Annotated in this window: 15 protein-coding genes; 10 read left to right on the forward strand and 5 right to left on the reverse strand. The window is 28.0% G+C overall.

Annotated elements, in window-relative coordinates:
• Positions 1-28 precede the first annotated feature (28 nt).
• The gene (locus A966_RS09960) at positions 29-943 is read left to right on the forward strand and encodes a PLP-dependent cysteine synthase family protein (RefSeq protein WP_008725163.1); all 915 of its coding nucleotides are present in this window, start codon (positions 29-31) and stop codon (positions 941-943) included.
• A 12-nt stretch (positions 944-955) separates the two neighbouring features.
• The gene (gene epsC, locus A966_RS09965; protein WP_008725164.1) at positions 956-1,684 is read left to right on the forward strand and encodes a serine O-acetyltransferase EpsC; all 729 of its coding nucleotides are present in this window, start codon (positions 956-958) and stop codon (positions 1,682-1,684) included.
• A 63-nt stretch (positions 1,685-1,747) separates the two neighbouring features.
• Here epsC and A966_RS09970 read toward each other — a convergent pair whose 3' ends face one another.
• Positions 1,748-2,419 (reverse strand): hypothetical protein, encoded by a 672-nt coding sequence (locus A966_RS09970; protein ID WP_008725165.1) that lies wholly within the window; start codon positions 2,417-2,419, stop codon positions 1,748-1,750.
• Between the two features lie 412 nt (positions 2,420-2,831).
• On the opposite strand from A966_RS09970, the gene A966_RS09975 reads away from it, so the two are divergent.
• The 5 genes from A966_RS09975 (at position 2,832) to tsf (ending at position 8,418) form a co-directional block, all read left to right on the forward strand.
• Positions 2,832-4,226, forward strand: coding sequence for a sialidase family protein (locus A966_RS09975; protein WP_198643178.1), 1,395 nt, complete (start codon positions 2,832-2,834; stop codon positions 4,224-4,226).
• Between the two features lie 151 nt (positions 4,227-4,377).
• Positions 4,378-5,400, forward strand: a complete 1,023-nt coding sequence (locus A966_RS09980; protein ID WP_008725167.1) for a sugar kinase — start codon at positions 4,378-4,380, stop codon at positions 5,398-5,400.
• A gap of 91 nt (positions 5,401-5,491) precedes the next feature.
• Complete coding sequence (locus A966_RS09985) at positions 5,492-6,448, forward strand: ROK family protein (protein ID WP_008725170.1); 957 nt, start codon at positions 5,492-5,494, stop codon at positions 6,446-6,448.
• 249 nt (positions 6,449-6,697) lie between these two features.
• On the forward strand, positions 6,698-7,513 hold the full coding sequence (gene rpsB / locus A966_RS09990) for a 30S ribosomal protein S2 (protein WP_008725173.1): 816 nt from the start codon (positions 6,698-6,700) through the stop codon (positions 7,511-7,513).
• 50 nt (positions 7,514-7,563) lie between these two features.
• On the forward strand, positions 7,564-8,418 hold the full coding sequence (tsf, locus tag A966_RS09995) for a translation elongation factor Ts (protein ID WP_008725175.1): 855 nt from the start codon (positions 7,564-7,566) through the stop codon (positions 8,416-8,418).
• A 144-nt stretch (positions 8,419-8,562) separates the two neighbouring features.
• On the opposite strand, the gene A966_RS10000 is transcribed toward tsf, so the two are convergent.
• From A966_RS10000 to A966_RS10010, 3 genes are read right to left on the reverse strand one after another with little or no spacing between them, the layout of a single operon-like run.
• Positions 8,563-9,924 (reverse strand): tetratricopeptide repeat protein, encoded by a 1,362-nt coding sequence (locus A966_RS10000; RefSeq protein WP_008725177.1) that lies wholly within the window; start codon positions 9,922-9,924, stop codon positions 8,563-8,565.
• A 14-nt stretch (positions 9,925-9,938) separates the two neighbouring features.
• A complete protein-coding gene (locus A966_RS10005; RefSeq protein WP_008725179.1) occupies positions 9,939-10,964 on the reverse strand; it encodes a hypothetical protein in 1,026 nt (341 codons plus the stop codon).
• A 9-nt stretch (positions 10,965-10,973) separates the two neighbouring features.
• Entirely contained in the window at positions 10,974-13,145 is a 2,172-nt protein-coding gene (locus A966_RS10010) for an alpha-hydroxy-acid oxidizing protein (RefSeq protein ID WP_008725181.1), read from the reverse strand.
• Positions 13,146-15,117: 1,972 nt separating this feature from the next.
• Between A966_RS10010 and A966_RS10015 the strand changes: the two genes are divergently transcribed.
• On the forward strand, positions 15,118-15,645 hold the full coding sequence (locus tag A966_RS10015) for a hypothetical protein (RefSeq protein ID WP_008725182.1): 528 nt from the start codon (positions 15,118-15,120) through the stop codon (positions 15,643-15,645).
• A gap of 388 nt (positions 15,646-16,033) precedes the next feature.
• On the opposite strand, the gene A966_RS10020 is transcribed toward A966_RS10015, so the two are convergent.
• Positions 16,034-16,729, reverse strand: coding sequence for a YggS family pyridoxal phosphate-dependent enzyme (locus A966_RS10020; RefSeq protein WP_008725183.1), 696 nt, complete (start codon positions 16,727-16,729; stop codon positions 16,034-16,036).
• Between the two features lie 223 nt (positions 16,730-16,952).
• Between A966_RS10020 and A966_RS10025 the strand changes: the two genes are divergently transcribed.
• Together A966_RS10025 and tsaB are read left to right on the forward strand one after the other, a co-directional pair.
• Positions 16,953-17,420, forward strand: coding sequence for a YaaR family protein (locus A966_RS10025; RefSeq protein WP_008725184.1), 468 nt, complete (start codon positions 16,953-16,955; stop codon positions 17,418-17,420).
• Complete coding sequence (gene tsaB / locus A966_RS10030) at positions 17,417-18,109, forward strand: tRNA (adenosine(37)-N6)-threonylcarbamoyltransferase complex dimerization subunit type 1 TsaB (protein WP_008725185.1); 693 nt, start codon at positions 17,417-17,419, stop codon at positions 18,107-18,109. Before A966_RS10025 ends, tsaB begins: the two co-directional genes overlap by 4 nt.
• Positions 18,110-18,210: the final 101 nt, after the last annotated feature.

Consider the following 18,210-nt stretch of genomic DNA (forward strand, 5'->3'; position numbering starts at 1 on the left):
CATTATAATATTATTAAGGAGCATTAATATGATTTATAATAATATACTTGATATGATAGGAAATACTCCAATAGTAAGGTTGAAAAATATTGAAACAAAATTCAATTTAGACAGTAATATAGAATTGTATGGAAAAGTAGAGAAGGTTAATCCGGCAGGATCAGTAAAAGATAGAGCAGTAAAACAAATATTAACAGACCTAATTAAAGAAGGTAAGCTAAAAGAAGGTTCTACTATAATAGAGCCTACTTCAGGAAATACTGGTATTGCTATGGCTGCTATTGGAAGATATTTAAAACTTAATGTTATAATAGTTATGCCTTCATCGATGTCTGAAGAGAGAAGAAAATTAATAAGAGATTATGGGGCAAAATTAGAATTGGTTGATGGAGGAATGAATGTTGCAGTTGAAAGAGCTAATCAATTAAAAGAAGAAATTCCTGATTCTATTATACCGGGTCAATTTACTAATAAATCTAATGTTATGGCTCATTATCTTACAACAGCCTCTGAAATATTTAAAGATATTGATGATGTAAATTATATATTTTCTGGAATTGGAACAGGCGGTACGGCTACAGGAATAGGAAAATATATAAAAGATAATAATAAGAATGCAAAAGTTATTGGAGTAGAGCCAGAATCTTCGCCTCTTTTAACTAAAGGCCATGCTGCTCCTCATAAAATACAGGGAATAGGTGCTAATTTTGTGCCGGAAATTTTGGATTTAAGTGTAATAGAAAAAATAATAGATGTTTCTAATGATAATGCTATAAATACAGCAAGAGAATTATGTGAAAATGAAGGTTTATTTGTAGGAATATCCTCAGGAGCTAGTGTTTATGCTGCCATAGATTTTTCTAAGCAAATTACCGGTAATGATAAAAAAATAAAAATGCTTTGTATATTGCCTGATACGGGTGAAAGATATTCTTGGAATTAATGGTGTACTTTTATGAAATTAAAGACTTTTAATGAACTTCCTAATCAAAAGGATATTAGGGATATAGTTAAACTTATAAGAGATTATGCGTTTCCTAATTTTTTTAGAGAAAGTCCTAATAGGGATATTATCAAAAAAAATATAGCCAAACTTTATATGAAAATAGTTACTAATGATTCTTCTTTACTAGATTTTATAGAGCAGCTTGATGATATTGTTGTAAGTTTAGAACATGATTTAGAGTTTTTTTATCAGTCAGATCCTGCTTCAAAATCTTATGATGAGATAATATTTACATATCCTGGATTCAGAGCGATATTTCATTATAGAATAGCACATATATTTTATAAACAAAATGAATATTTAATAGCTAGAACTATATCCGAATTTGCTCATTCAAAAACAGGTATAGATATTCATCCTGGAGCTAAAATAGGCGATTATTTCTTTATAGATCATGGAACAGGCATTGTTATAGGTGAAACTACTATTATTGGCAATCATGTAAAAATATATCAGGGTGTTACATTGGGAGCATTATCATTGACTAATGGCAGATCTTTGGAAGGTCAGAAAAGACATCCTACAGTATGTGATTATGTTACAATATATGCTAATGCTTCAATATTTGGCGGAAATACCACTATAGGTGCTAATACTATTATAGGAGCTAACTGTATAGTTTTAGAGTCTGTTGAAGAAAATAAAAGGATAACATTCAATAATAATATGTCAGTATAATTAATATATTTTGTATAAAATAAAGCCTGTATTCAGTTAGGATTCAGGCTTTTTTATTTATTATTAGAATTTAGGTCCGTATCTATATCCAAATTGTATTCCAATATCCACATTGCCGAATGTTTCATTTTCTACAACATTTAAGTATCTGCTTGTTTGAGACCAATAATTTCCAAAGTCGTATCCTATATAAAAACCTAAATTAACTGCTGAATCTATACCTACAAAGAATGAATAATCAAATACAGCTCTTATATAAAGTCTTGCATATATATCATGTTTTATTTCTATATTGCCTATTTCAGGCGTGTAATATGAAGAATTTGGAGTTAATGTAATTTTGTATCCTACATTTAATCCTATTGAACAAGAATAAAAATTAAATTTAGGCATTATTCCAAAATACAAATCATTATCTATAAATTTGTACCTTACTGTATCATTATATTTAGAATATTTAGTTTCGGTATAGCTGTATCCCATCACTCCTAATAAACTAAATCCCATTTTTTCTTTTATTTGAAACATATACCCAAGATTTGCCTCTATACCTCCTTGAAAATTGACTTTACCCTTAGGATTACCTTGAACTTCTACATTTTTATGAATAATAGTTATACCCATACCTAATGGAACATTAAATATTGCTTCAAAACCCCCTTTTACTTGTGTAAATGTTGTCTTACATATAATTATTAATAATACAATTAATGTAAATATTCTTTTTTTTAACATGTGAACTCCAATAAAATTACTCATATCACTATATAATGTTAATAATTTTTTTGTTATAGTCAATAAAAAAAATATTTTGAAAAAAAATCTTTACTTTTTATTATATTTTGTTATGTTTTAGTTACTTATTTGTGAAAAATATATTAGACTTGTTTCAAAACTACTTGACAAAATTATATATAAAATTTTTATAATTTATCAATTGAAGAATAATGTTTTATATGTTGTATAAATTATTATTTTAGTATATAAATATGCAGTCCTTTTGCTTCTTTGGGCCACCAAAAGAAGTGGGGTTTGGGGCAAAGCCCCAACTATAATTAAAAAAATATTAAATTAAAAAACTATAAGTATTAAGAAATTGAGTTTTGAAACAAGTCTATTATCTATTATTGGAAAGGTATGTAAAAAAATGAAAATCAATCTTTTTATTTTGTTATTTTGTATACTGATTGCATTTTTAATGTTCGGTATAATTTCATGTTCTAAAAGGTTAAATCCTTTTTATCCGGATGATAAAGTCATCAGTGCAAATACAGAGGAAGAGGTAGCAATAACTCCTATAGAATATCCTGATATTGGAGAAGATGAACCTGAATGGTTTTTAGAGCCTGAAGAACAAATTGAACCTTTCATGGAGCAGACTATAATTTTTACAAGTGAGGTAAATAATAATAGTGAAAATAGTCCTAAACATATATATAGAATACCTGGAATAACAGTTTCAGAAAAAAATACAATAATAGCAGTTGCGGATTATAGAAAAGACAGTTATTCTGATGTTGGTGTTATTAATTCAAAGCCTATAGATATTGTTGTAAGAAGAAGTACAGACGGCGGTAAAAGCTGGGGATCTGAGATAATTATTCCTCCAATTGCTAATAATAATTTAGAATCTCATGGGGATTCACTATTTTTTTCATGTGCTAATGGTGATTTAGTAGTTTTATGTGTTGCAGGCGGAGGATATGCTCAAAATATAGGCGGTAAATCTAAAATTATGATATCAAGGAGTACAGATGATGGAATTACTTGGAGTGATTGGAAACTTGCTGAAGGAAATGTTAATGGTTTTGGACAGGGTCTATTGTCTGGTTATGACAGAGGATTTGCAGCTTCGGGTACTGGAGCAAGACTTGCTAATGGCACTTTGATGGGGGCTATGCTTATAAGAAAAGGAGTGAATAATAATACAAGAGCAGCTGCTGTTATAGTTTCTACTGATAATGGCAATACTTGGACGGTTAGAAGTATAGTTAAAAGAAAATCAGGTGCACAAGATGAACCTAAAGTTATTACTCAATTAAATGACAGAAGAATTTTATTATCTGTACGCTCAGGACAAAGAGGCAATAGAAGGGTATGGTTTAGATCTAAAGCTGATTTGGGAGCTGATTGGGAAGAATTTACACCTACTGGAAATTTTTATGATGCTAATTGTAATGCAGAAGGTATTTTATTTACTTCTACATTAGAGGGATATGATAAGAATAGGCTTATACATTTAGCATTGGATTCTAATACAGATAGAAGAAACCTAACTGCTTTTATAAGTTATGATGAAGGTGCTTCTTGGGAAAAACAAAGAGTTTTAAATTCTGGAAGAGCTGGATATGCTGCATTGGCAAGATTAAATGACGGTACAATAGTTACTCTTAGTGAGGAACAGGGTGGACAATCAAACTTGCCTCAAAATTCAGGTAATGATCTTTATAATATTGTATTTAGAAGATTTAATCTAAGATGGCTTACTAATCAAAAAGATTTTTATACTCCGCCTGATAAAACTGCTATAAGAATATTTTAATTTAATATTATATAAGAGCATTAAAAAAGAGAGGAATTCTTATTTCCTTTCTTTTTTATTTATAGAATTTTATTGAAATAATTATAAATATAATGTACTATTATGTTAATTGAATTATGTTAATTATGTGATAAAAGCAAAGGATTTTTATATGGCTTCAGTAATTACTTTTGGGGAAATAATGTTAAGGCTTTCTCCTCCTTCAAATTTAAGGTTTGTACAGGCTAATTCTTATGATGTAAGATTCGGAGGAGGCGAGGCTAATGTTGCTTTTGCTTTGTCTAATTTTGGAGTTGATGCTTCATTTGTTACTAAACTTCCTAATAATGATATAGGTCAAGCCTGTATTAATGAGTTAAGAAGATATGGTGTTGATGTATCGAATATAGTTTTTGGCGGAGAAAGAATAGGGATATACTTTCTTGAAAAAGGAGCAAGTCAAAGAGGTTCTAAAGTTATATATGATAGGGCTAATTCCTCAATATCTAAGTGTACTAAAGAAGATTTTGATTGGGATAAAATTTTTGATGAAGCTAAGTGGTTTCACCTTACGGGAATAACTCCGGCACTTGGTAAAAATGTTTCTGAAGTCTGTATTGAGGCTTGCAAAAAAGCTAAAGAAAAAAATATTACAATTAGTTTAGATTTGAATTACAGAAAAAAATTATGGACATCAAAAGAAGCTAATGAAACTATGAGCAGATTAATGCCTTATGTTGATATATGTATTGCCAATGAAGAAGATGCTGAAAAAGTATTTGGTATTAAAGCAAAGGACAGCAATATTATAGAGGGTAAATTATCTCATGAAGGATATAAAGATGTAGCTAAAGAAATAGTAAATAGATTTAAAGTAAAAAAAGTTGGAATTGCTTTAAGAGGCTCAATTTCTGCAAGTGAAAATCTATGGTCTTGTATGCTTTATAATGGAGAAGAGTATTTCTTTTCAAAAGAGTATTTAATAAAAATAGTGGATAGGGTAGGGGGCGGAGATAGTTTTGCTGCCGGACTTATATATTCACTTTTAAATGGAAAAGATGACAGAGAAGCATTAGAGTTTGCTGCGGCTGCAAGCTGTTTGAAACATTCTATTGATGGTGATTTTAATATTGTAACTGTTGATGAGGTTATGACTGTTTATAACGGAGATGCTTCAGGACGAATACAGAGATAGTTAGAATTTATTTTTTATCCTTGACAATTTATATTCTTAATACTACAATTATTATATATATGAAAAATAAATAAACTAGGAGTTTTAAATTATGAAAGAAGCAGTTATAGCTATAGATATTGGCGGAACATCTATGAAAGGAGCTGTTATAGAGGAAAACGGCAATATTTTATATAAAGATAATTTTGATGTAAATCCTAGTCATACAACAGAGGAACATAAAAATGTTATTACAGAATTTGTTGAAAAATTAAAAAGCAATATGCCTAATGATTATAAAGCAGTGGGTTTAGGAATAGACTGTCCTGGTGTTATGAATAGAGAAACACTTCATATGGGAGGAGCTGAAAATATACCGGGACTTAAAGGATTAAAATTTTCAGATATTGGAGATAAATTTAATTTGCCTACAAGAACAGCTAACGATGCTAGTATGGCTGCTTTGGGAGAGGCAAAATATGGAAGCGGTAAAGAAAAGGCTTATCAGTCTGTAATGTTTATTACTCTTGGAACAGGAGTTGGAGGAGGATTTGTACTTAACGGGCAATTATTTACAGGTTCTTTGGGCGGAGCTGGTGAGATCGGTCATGTATTTGTAGTTCCTGACGGTGATAAATGTAATTGCGGTTCAAGCGGCTGTATAGAAAGATATGCATCTGCTACAGGATTTATTGCTATGGCTAAGCAGAAAATTCATAAAGGTGTTATTCCTACAACTTTAACTTATGAAGAATTAGATAAAGGTAAGGCTAAAGCTTTATTTGATGCTGCAAAAAAAGGCGATGAACTTGCTAAAGAAACTATTGATGAATGTTCTTATTATTTGGGCATGTCTATAGCACAGGCTTTGAATATGCTTGATTTGGATTTGGTTCTTATAGGCGGCGGACTTTGTAAAGATTTTGATATGATGATAGAGCATATTAATAAAGGTGTTAGAAATTATGGGCTTAGAATGATGGTTAACAATGTTGAAATAAAACCTGCTTCTTTAGGAAATGATGCCGGAGTTTTGGGATGTGCAGCTTTATTTTTTAGAAATAATTGATATTTATAATTGACTTTTTTTTATATTATGGTAATATATGGTAAGCCGATTATATTGGTAAACTTTTCCATAATAGCAAAATGTTCTTAAATTATTTTATAATTTCTAAAAATATAGAATATAAAAAAGACATTGTTACTTAATTTAGTAATCAAAGCATTATGATTTTTATACTGCTAATGTTTATATATGAAATTTATGGATAGGGTGCCTTAATCGGTACTCTATTTTTATTTTAAAGGATATGTTATGTCATTACCAGTTATGAAAGACCTTTTAGAGGCAGGCGTACATTTCGGACACCCAACTAGAAAATGGGATCCTAGAATGAAACCTTTTATTTTCCAAGAGAGAAATGATATTTATATCATTGACCTTATGAAAACTTTAACTTATGTTAAAAAAGCTCATGAAGCAGTAAAAGAAATGGCTAGAAACGGCGGAAATGTTCTTTTCGTTGGTACTAAAAAACAAGCCTCTCAAAGCATAAAAGAAGCTGCTGAAAAATGTGATATGTATTATGTTAATAACCGCTGGTTAGGAGGTATGCTTACAAACTTTGCTACTATCAAAAAAAGTATTGCCAGACTTAAAAAAATAGAAAAAGAAGAAGTTGACGGTACTTTTGATAAACTTCCTAAAAAAGAGGTTATTTTGCTTCTTAAAGAAAAAGAAAGATTAGAAAAAAACTTTGCTGGTATTAAAGATATGGAAAACTTACCAGATATGCTTTTTGTAATAGATCCAATGCAGGAAGCTATTGCTGTAAGCGAAGCTAGAAAATTAGGAATACCTGTTGTTGCTGTTGTTGATACTAACTGTAACCCTGAAGTTATAGACTATCCTATACCTGGAAATGATGATGCTATAAGAGCTATAAGTTTATTTGCAGGTGTTGTTGCTTCTGCTGTTATAGAAGGTCAGAATGAAGCAGGAAAAGAAACATTAGCTAAGCATGACAGTTCTTCTGAAGAGCCTGCTGAAGAAGTTTATGATAATAGTGCTACAGAAGCTGCTGAGGCTGTTGCTGAAAAATATGGTGTTTCTCAGGAAGATGATGAATAATTAATATAATTTGTTAATAATAAAATATTTAATATAAAAGGAAAAAATTGATGGCAAATATTAGTATGGATACTATTAAAGAGCTTAGAGAGCGTACCGGTGTAGGTATAATGGACTGTAAAAAAGCTCTTCAGGAAACTGACGGCGATATGGATAAAGCTATTCGCCTTCTTAAAGAAAAAGGTGCGGCTGTTGCTGCTAAAAAAAATGAACGTACTGTTAAAGAGGGTTCTATAGGTTTTTGCATTAATGATGATAGAACTAAAGCTGCTTGTATAGAACTTCAATGTGAAACTGACTTTGTTGCTAAAAATGAATTATTCATCAATTTAGCTAAAGAAATTGCTAACACTGCTATGGGTTTAGATGATGTATCTGTAGAAACAGTTCTAAATGCCAAAGCTTCTAATGGCGACACTATTCAAGGTATGATAAATGAAGGCATACAAAAATGGGGTGAAAAAACTGTACTTGCTGAAGCTAAAGTTATGAAAACAGATGGATTCTTCGGTACTTATGCTCACTTCAATAATAAACTTGTTGCTATAGTAGAATTTGATGTTAAACCTAAAGGCAAATGTCAGGAAATAGCAGATCAAATAGCTATGCATGTTGCTAGTGAAAAACCTCTAGCTTTGAATAGGGAAGGAATAGATCCTAATGCTGTTAAAGAACAGAAAGAAATCTTTGAAAAACAAGTAAGAGATGCTGGTAAGCCTGAAAACATGATAGAAAAAATTGTTGATGGTAAAATGAATTCTTGGTATTCTGAAAGCGTTCTTATAGATCAAAAATTATTTACTGACAACAAAATCACTATTAAAAGCTTGATAGATGAAATCTCTAAAGAAGCAGGTTCTCAAGCAACTATCAAAAACTTTGTAATTGTTTCATTAGGTTTATAATTAAATAATACCTTAAAATAAAAAATTAAGCGGATTATTATTTTTTAATAGTAATCCGTTTTATTTTTATAAAAACAAAAAAGGTTATGAATTATATCATAACCTTTTTTCTTTAATGAGTATAATAAATGAGTTATTAATTTCTTAATCGCTGAATGATATAACACCTTCAATGATAGCTTCAAATCTTTCAGGTTCAATAATCATTACAGTATCATCTACTTTCAAGTTAGGTGCGAAATCTCCTATACTTATCAAGAAAGAGTGAGCACTTTTGTATTGTCTTGCATATTCCATAAACTGATCCACTGTATCCTGACGCATAGGATATCCAGAAGTGTCTAATGCAAATGTACTCTTATATGACTGTCCTTCAGAACCAAATTTCTTAATAGTTACAAAGAATACTAATGTGTCAGATTTTTTAGTATGATCTGTAACTACATATCCGTTTAATGTTAATATTCTATAGAAGTATTTTTCAAGATATTCTATAATATCCATTTCTAATGCAGTTCTGAATGCATTATTAGCAATAATAGAACTGTAAGTTTTTAATTTTTGATCTACATCCAAGTATATATTTCTTACAGATTTAATTATTTCCCATTGTTTAACAGCCGCTTCAAACTGCTTATTTTTTACCAAAGTTTCAGCATATCTATATCTTTCATCTACAACTTTTTCATTTGGTATATTTTCTTTAGTTAAAACTTGTCCGTAATATTCTCTTGCTTTACTGAAATTTCCAATTTCATAATAAGAATTAGCAAGATTCAAAGATATAGTATCCTTATCAGATACTTCATTACTTTCATAAGCTATTTCTAATTCTTTTATTGCATTTTGGAAGTCTCTGCTTGAAGATAATATTTCACCTAAAAGCAAATGGTATTGAGGGTTTGTATTATCTAAAGAAATAGCCTTTTCTATATTTTGCTGAGCAGCATGATATGAACGAATTTTATAAAAACAAAATGCCAACATATATAATAACTGAGGATTGCTGTCATTTTGTGCCGCAGCTAATGATAAATATTTTTGTGCCTGAACCCATTCTTCATAGTTATAGCATACAAGTCCTGCTTTATATAATGAATCATAATCCTGATCCCTAATTTTAGTAATCATATCATATTCATCTATAGCTTTTTTACTGTTTCCTGTTTGTTCATATATTTTTGCTAAAAACTCTCTTACATTCAATTCTGTTAATTCTTTTGTAAAATAAGCTCCGTCTATCATATTTTGAAGGGCTGCCATAGCCAATATATATTGCTGTTGTTTATAGTACATATTAGCAGTCATCCATAATATATTAGCATCTTTTTTATATTTAGGGTCTAAAGTATTAATCTCCCGCATGGCTACATCATAGTTTTGTTCATTATAAGCCTGAACAATTTTTTTCAGTTTAATAGGGTATGAGCCGCTCTTTATAACATATTGAGTGGCAAAACCTAATAAAACAATTAATACTAATATTACAATTAATGAAGCTTCCACGGTTCTTATCCCTTTTATTCATAATATATAACTGGACTTCCAGTTTCTTCTGATTCATTTAAAGCATCTTTGATTTTTTTCATCATATTGTCTTTAATAACAAATACAGAAATCTTATTTGACATATTATGAGAAAAATCAAATCCGCTTACAGCTATAGATACATTAATATCTATAGATTCATCATTGTATTCAAAATTATAATTTTTCAATGCCTTAAAATATCTTTTTGTAGCTTTCCAAGCCTCTTCTTCATTTGCAAAAATTACAGAATATATAATACCTTCATAAAGCATGCATTGATTTTCACCTATTCTTGCATTTTTCTTTATCGCTTTTATAAGTTCATCTTCTAATTTTTTATAAGCAGTATTTCCATATTCTTCTCTTATATAGCTTTCATTTGATATTTTAAAACCTATAATACCTATAGCATGTTTATATCTTTGTGAAAATGCGATTATATTTTTGATAGTGCTTGAAAATATTTCATATTCTGATTTATCCATTTTAACAACTTCATAATCGCTATTTTCATCATCTTGTATTATATCATCTTCTATACTGTAGCCTAAATTATATAATATAGTTTTATACATAAATATAATAAGTTTTTTCAAATTATATGATAACTGTATAGATATAAAAAACAACCCTATAGCTAATATACTGCTGTAAAAAGTATAATCTCTTTTATACAATAATTTTTGTATTTCCGGAACATAACTAATAGATAATATCAGTATGACGGAAGTAACAAGAAAAAAAAGTAAATTTTCTATTGTTTTAGAAATACCCGTATAACTTTTAGTAGGCTGCATTAATACTATAATGAAAGCATATAATATTGATATTCCAATCCATATCCATACCCAAACATCAAGAGTATACAATAAGTAAACAAAAAAATTCTGAATATTAGGTGATATCAATAATATGTATATAGGTATAATTACAGCACTATATATCAAAGTGCATATCATAGCGGCAAAAAAGCCGTATATATATGATTTAGATAAGTTTATTTGTTTATCTTCCATAAATAGTTCCTAATTTTTTCGCCATATTGCATTATTAAATTTAAGTTTAGGCTGAGCAAATACTTTCATCATTTTTTCTAATTCTATCTTATTAGAATAGATAGCATATTCAAGTCCTTTTCTGCCTTTACTTATAGCCGAAATAAAACTTTCTTCTGTTATAGCAACTGCATTAGCTCCTAACATAAAATATTTAAATACATCAGCCCCATATCTAGGAGATTCAGTAAGCCATAATAACTGCATTTTATGACTATTATGCAAATTACATGCTACTCTATTAATAGTATCGGCAACTTTTTCCATACCTTTTAATGCATACCTATTATTATTTGAAAAATATACAGCATTTGCATGTGCTGAATTAATATGATGTATATCATTTTCATTAGATATCCCTTTAATTATTACAGGTATATCTATTTCTTTTATCAATTTTGACAATTCTTTTTCGCTTCTTATATGTATCTTATTATTGGAGTTAATATTATAACAATATGAGAAATCTATTCCAACAGCACAAGCACCATTTTTTTCAGATTCTCTTAATCTTTGAAGTAAAACATCTTGGGTATTATTACCATCAATCATAATAATACCTCTTTTTTTATCTTTTACAGTTTTTACAGATAATTCAAATAATTCTTCATTATTAAAATCATTTAATATAGCCAATACTTCGCAATTAGACGCACTATCCATTACAGTTTCATAATATTCTCTTATATCCATTATGCCGTCTATTACTTCAGTTAAATTATGTATTGTATCTATAATTACAGGCTGAGAAACATGAGTATTAAATAATGTAGTTTCTAATTTAACTTCTTTTTCTTCATGTATAATACTTGGATTAAATGAATAATTTGAAAGTCCTGTTTTTTCATCTATATTATCTTCAAATAAGTAATCTGCATTATGTTTTGATGCTAATTTTTCCTGAGCTATTCTTTTTATTTCTTCTACTGTTATACTTTTTTCATCTGTAAGTTTGAAATGAACAGCATTTATAGCTTTATTTGCTATTGCTACAGCCTCATCTCTTGTTTTTCCTACAGTTATAACATTACCTGCTTTTTCCAAGTTATTTGTAGGTGTTACTAATATATCTCCTGTTTTTGTTTTTATAAATACTTCTTTAACACCTTCTATTTTTTTAGCATTTTCAACCCCTTCAATAGATTCTATTATTCCTGTACCAGGAAGAAATGCTTTTTCAACGGAAACTTTATCCCATTTAGGTTTTAAATCGCTTGGGGGATTTCCTAATGCTATTTCTATTGCATTTTTTATTAGATTAACACCTGTAGAAAGAGGGTAGGTATAGGCACTCATAAATCCGCCGGATAATCTTGCCGCAATTTCTCCAACCATAGCACCATTTTTTGTTACTTTAATATCACCTTTAGCGGCTCCAATTTTCAAATTTAATGCTTTTATACCAGCTTTCATTACATTTATAGCATCATCTATCTTTTCTTTTTCTAATGCTGAAGGCATAATATGACCGGTTTCTATGAAAAATGGAGGAAACTCTATTATTCTATCAGCAACTCCTGTAACATATATCTCATCATTATATATAAGCATATCAATAGATAGTTCCGGACCGTCCATAAACTCTTCTACTATTACTTCCCCCGAAGGCGAAGCACTTTTAGCTCTGTTAAATGCCGCTAATATATCGCTTTCACTTGATACTTTCATTACACCGCGGGCCCCCATATTATCAGCAGGCTTAACAACAACAGGAGTATTTAAATGCTTATATGCCTCCATAGCTTCTTCATAATTCCATACAGGAAAGAAATTCGGCTGAGGTACATTGTTCTTTTTGAATCTTTCACGCATTCTTATTTTATTTGACGCAGCATAAGCATCTTCAAATCTATTTCCAGGAAGTCCTAAAGCATTGGCAACTGCAGCAACAGTAGAAGAAGCATCAGTACCTACAGTTATAACTCCATGTATTTCCATTTTCTGACTTAAATCTCTAGCCGCTCTTACACTTCCATCAACATCTCTAGTAGAAACTACCATAGGATAATCAGCTATTTTCATTCCATGTGCATCTTTATTATAATCAAAAACTATTGTGTAAAGTCCCATTTCCTGAGCTATTTGTATTGCAGGTACTTGCAATAAACCAGCACCTATTATTATTATACGCTTGCCTTTCATATAAATATTGCCTTTTATAATTAATTTAAAATATTCCTATATAGTGTTATTAATATCGAAATTTTAATACCAAACTAGAGAATTTTTACTTACTTGTATTAATATTATTGAATTTTAGTAAATATATATTATAATGCTTAGCAAATATATTTTCATTAAAAAATTATTATTTAACAGATACTAGTAAAGGATTGCCTTTGGCACCTGGAGGATTTATTATTTATGACGCCGATGAATATGATTTGAATAATCAGCAAGTTAAAACATAAGTTTTGGATTTTCAAAATAATATTTATTTGGCATGGAATGGAAATTTTAATTCTGTTAGTAGTTCAGGGGAAGTTAATACTAATGATATTATAATGATGTTATATGGATTAATGCAAGAAATCTTTCTTCTTCTGCATCATCATTATCAAAAAGCAAAATGTTTGACTTTGATTATTTTGAATATAATAAAATTTATATAGATAAAGTATTAACATCTGAAGAAGTTATGAAAGCTAAATCTAAAAAATAAATATTAATAATATTTCATAAAATTAGGCTGCTGTTTAATAAATAGCGGTCTAATTTTTATAATAATTTTTGTATTGTACGCGAAGTGGGTAGGGGAATACTTTCCTAAATTATAAATAAAATTAATTTTGAAATAAGTATATTAATATAGTATTATTTCAAGATAAGAATAGGCATGTTTCAAAACTATTTTAATATTATTTATGATAATTATAGTATTGAAAATTTATAATGCGGCTTTGCTTATAACAATTCATCCGAGTCCAAGTTGTTTTATACGGTGAGCATGCCTTACTTTGCGTTATTATGCTAGGCAAAGGACTGAGGATTTATATACAATAATTAATATTATCGATTTAATATAAAATAATAAATTTTAAGAAAGTCTAATATTCAAAACCAAATTATAGCTACTGCAATTTTGTAAATTCATACAGTTAGTAACGGTTAATATTAGAAATATAGAATATAATTTTATTTACAGTAATTTTATCTAAATATGCGTTTTGAGACAAGTATAATATATTATTGGTAAAATAGAAAATATAAGCTATAAAATAAAGCTGCAAATAATATATAGTAATATGGTAATTATTAAGTCTTTATAATGATTTATATAATAGACTTGTTTCAAAACTCAAATTTTTAATATTTATAGTTTTTTAATTTAATATTTTTTTGATTATAGTTGGGGCTTTGCTGCGAAGCACACAGTCGTGCCAAACCCCACTTCTTTTGTGACGCCTGTCCGCCTTCGGTGTGGCACATACGAAGTACGCCTTCGGCGAGAAGCATATGAAGTACGCCTGCGGCGAAAGACTGCATATTTATATACTAAAACAATAATTTATAAAACATATCAAACATTATTTTATAAATTATAAAATTACGAAATTTTCATATGTAATCTTGTCAAGTAGTTTTGAAACAAGTCTAATAAAAATAAGCTGTTATAATTATTAAATAATTAATAAAAGTCTTGTGTATGTGTGATAATTTAGTCATTACTATAAACAATGACTCTAAGTAAGAAGAAAGGAAAAAATAAATCTATGCTAAATGAATAGTTATTAATAATAAATAAAGGCAGTAGTAGAATTGAGAAATATTTAAAGTATAGCTGATGATTATTATATTTATTATTATATGGTATAAAGTTTTGGATATTCAATATCAATGATAAAAGCTGTAAGTTGTAAAAAGAATAAATTTATATTCCGATAATGTATATTATGTTAACTTAAGCATGTTATTTTTTATAGACTTTATTATGATATTGATAATAAAGCTATCATTATGGCAATAGATATAGATTATGTTTTTATAAATAAAAAAATTAAAAAGTCAATACATAATATTTATACAAGCAATTTTCATTAACAATTGAACTTTTTTATATATTATAGTATAATCTATCATTAATAAAGAAAAATAAAATTACGGATATGCACTAATGAAAAAAATAACACTTTTTTTAATATTAAGTTTAATAATTATATCATGCAAAAATGACGGCGGATCTATATACGCTATGGAAAAAAGATATAATAATTTCCTCAATATACTTCCAACTGATATAAGGAATGATTATACTTTAGAATCTGATAAATACGGTAATATGTATAAAGAATGGATTAATGAGTTCAATACTTGGACTGAAAATATACTAAATACAGAATCTCAAAGAGAACAAGAAATATCAGCAAGGATCACACCAGACAAGATAGAATATGCTCTAGAAACTTTAACAAGTAAAGACTATGAAAGAAATCTTCCCGTAGAACTTATGTCTAAGGTAAAGGCACATACAGATGAATTATCCTTAAAAATAGAAGAATTAGAAAAAGATGAGGCTTTCTCTAATAATATGATAAAACTAAAAAAAGATGAAGCTGTAGAAAACTTTACTACAAAAGATACTATATTTTACTATGTTTGGAATTATTTAATAACAATAGACAGACCAAGACGTTTTCAGTGATATTGATTTTTATTATTCAAACGTAATATTTTCCTCATTATTATTTTATAGTAATTTTAGTATAATTATATTATGTCATTATAGATAGTATAAATATTTATAGTGTGTGTTGTTAAAAATGGAATAGATTTTAAAACATTATTTTTATAATTGATAAATTATGAAAATTTCGTGTTAAAGTACTTTTGAAACAAGACTAATATATAATAATGCATATACCATTATTTATTTCAGGCATATATTTTTTATGTGTATTATGTTAATATAGTTTGTTTTGCTTATGATACTTGTAATAATGCTTAGTAAAATTTTATTATTAAAATATTTTAGTATTATCCCATAGCCTAACTTAATGACATCATTTTTGATTTTTTTATTTTAAAAAACTTTAGGAATTGCCTAAAAAGCTGCTGCCTATTCTAACCATATTTGAACCATGCTTTATGGCTAACTCATAGTCCGATGACATACCCATTGAAAGAATCGATAAAGTATTATCATATTTTTTATTTATTTCTTTATATATTATGTTAAGTTTTTCAAATTCTTCTTCTATAATATTAGTATCTTCAGTATCTTTTCCTATTGCCATTAATCCTTTTACTGATACATTACTCATTTTTATAATATTCTCATATACCCCTATATATTCATCTGCTGTAAATCCGCCCTTCTGGCTTTCATCGCTTATATTAAACTGAAGCAGTATATTTTGTATTTTATTATTTTTTAATGCTTCTTTATTTATACATTCTGCTATCTCTATAGAATCTACACTCTGTATTAAATCCGCATATTTTACTATGTATTTTACTTTATTGCTTTGTATACGTCCTATAAAGTGCCATTTTACATTGTTTTTTATTTTACCTACCTCACCTACCCTATCCCTCAAACTCTGTGCCTTACTCTCTCCTAATGGCAAGTCTATATTTAATGATAAGAACTCTTTTATTGTTTCAATAGAAGAATATTTACTTACTGCTACTAAAGTTACATCATAATTTATATTATACTTTTCTTTTGCTCTGTTAATATTATCTTCTATCAAATTATATCTTTTTAAAATTTCATCTTTGTTCATAATAAAATGTCCGCAAATAAATAACTTGCCTTATTATAAATCTTTTTCTTTTTTTTTCAATAAAGTAGAATTTTATTAAAATACTATATAGTAATACATATATTAATGATAAATAAAATAGTAAAGCAAAATTATAAAAATACGATTTATTATATATTGAAATTTTATCTGATTCATGTTAAGTTAACATAATATATTAGAAATAAATTATGGAGAAAAATAAATGAGAGTTCAAGACAGAAGAAACAGAGAGATGAATTTAAACAGTATACTTATGACTTCACAAGATGCTTCAATGGCTTCCTCTATGAAAGTAGCGGTATCATCATCTCCATTTGCAACAATGCTTGAAGAAGAAAAAGAAATAAAAAGATACTCTTATGAATTAGATGAATTAAAAAGACAAATATACGATGCTGGAAACATGCTAGAAAAAAGTGCCAATATAAAAGATTTTCAAAAATTTAGAGATTTGATAAGATCATTAACAGACAAATTAGTAAAAGATGCATACAGAATAAGAATAGTATCATCATATATGAGAAGAGGACGTGAATATCAGGTTGTTTCAAAAATTAATGAAGAACTTGATTCATTATATAAATTAATTATGACAGAGCAGAAAAACCATATAGCCATAGCCAATAAGGTTATGAGACTTAAAGGTTTAGTATTAGATTTAATGTCATGAATATACTAGCATTCGATACAGTATCTACTAGCTTTTCTATAGCTATTCAAAAAGAAGATGGTTCAATAATAGAATACAATAAAGAAGATGTTAGAAATCATAATGAGGAAATACTGCCTGTTTTAGATAACTTTCTAAAAGTAAATAATTTCCCATTGGATAAAATAGATTGTATTGTACTTGGTATTGGTCCTGGATCTTTTACTGCATTGAGAATAGCATTTGCAACAGTAAAAACAATTTGCTATACTAGAAATATTCCTATAGTTGGAATTTCAAGTTTAGAAACTTTATATAAAAATATTTCTGAAAAAGAAGGTATAAAAGCTGCTATGATAGATGCTAGAAAAGGCAGTATCTATGCTAATATATACAATAATGATGAAAAAATAGCAGAAAATACCGACCTCACCTATCAGCAATTTATAGATATAATTAATTCTATTAAAAGTTCAGGTAAAAATATTACTTTATGCGGAGATGGATTTTATAAAAATCAAGATTATTTTAAAGAAAATTTAAAAGACTATAAAATAAATAACTTGGATAAATCTTTCAATATAATAAGAGCTTCTAATAGTATAAAATTATCAATGCCAAGAATAAAGTCCAATAACTTTGATAATATTTTCAATTTACTCCCTCTTTATTTAAGAAATAGCGAAGCTGAAAATAAAAAAAATCAATAAAAAATTGCATAATTCCTATTGATTGATAAAAATATATAAAAAATATACGATAATTATTACGATATATGAAAAATATATCTTGACTTCAGAAAAAATATTGT

It is taken from the genome of Brachyspira hampsonii 30446 (assembly GCF_000316195.1).
Taxonomy (GTDB): domain Bacteria; phylum Spirochaetota; class Brachyspiria; order Brachyspirales; family Brachyspiraceae; genus Brachyspira; species Brachyspira hampsonii_C.

Coding starts and splice junctions, on each gene's coding strand:
- A966_RS09960 (WP_008725163.1), top strand. CDS start 29: ATGATTTATAATAATATACTTGATATGATAGGAAATACTCCAATAGTA.
- epsC (WP_008725164.1), top strand. CDS start 956: ATGAAATTAAAGACTTTTAATGAACTTCCTAATCAAAAGGATATTAGG.
- A966_RS09970 (WP_008725165.1), bottom strand. CDS start 2,419: ATGTTAAAAAAAAGAATATTTACATTAATTGTATTATTAATAATTATA.
- A966_RS09975 (WP_198643178.1), top strand. CDS start 2,832: ATGAAAATCAATCTTTTTATTTTGTTATTTTGTATACTGATTGCATTT.
- A966_RS09980 (WP_008725167.1), top strand. CDS start 4,378: ATGGCTTCAGTAATTACTTTTGGGGAAATAATGTTAAGGCTTTCTCCT.
- A966_RS09985 (WP_008725170.1), top strand. CDS start 5,492: ATGAAAGAAGCAGTTATAGCTATAGATATTGGCGGAACATCTATGAAA.
- rpsB (WP_008725173.1), top strand. CDS start 6,698: ATGTCATTACCAGTTATGAAAGACCTTTTAGAGGCAGGCGTACATTTC.
- tsf (WP_008725175.1), top strand. CDS start 7,564: ATGGCAAATATTAGTATGGATACTATTAAAGAGCTTAGAGAGCGTACC.
- A966_RS10005 (WP_008725179.1), bottom strand. CDS start 10,964: ATGGAAGATAAACAAATAAACTTATCTAAATCATATATATACGGCTTT.
- A966_RS10010 (WP_008725181.1), bottom strand. CDS start 13,145: ATGAAAGGCAAGCGTATAATAATAATAGGTGCTGGTTTATTGCAAGTA.
- A966_RS10015 (WP_008725182.1), top strand. CDS start 15,118: ATGAAAAAAATAACACTTTTTTTAATATTAAGTTTAATAATTATATCA.
- A966_RS10020 (WP_008725183.1), bottom strand. CDS start 16,729: ATGAACAAAGATGAAATTTTAAAAAGATATAATTTGATAGAAGATAAT.
- A966_RS10025 (WP_008725184.1), top strand. CDS start 16,953: ATGAGAGTTCAAGACAGAAGAAACAGAGAGATGAATTTAAACAGTATA.
- tsaB (WP_008725185.1), top strand. CDS start 17,417: ATGAATATACTAGCATTCGATACAGTATCTACTAGCTTTTCTATAGCT.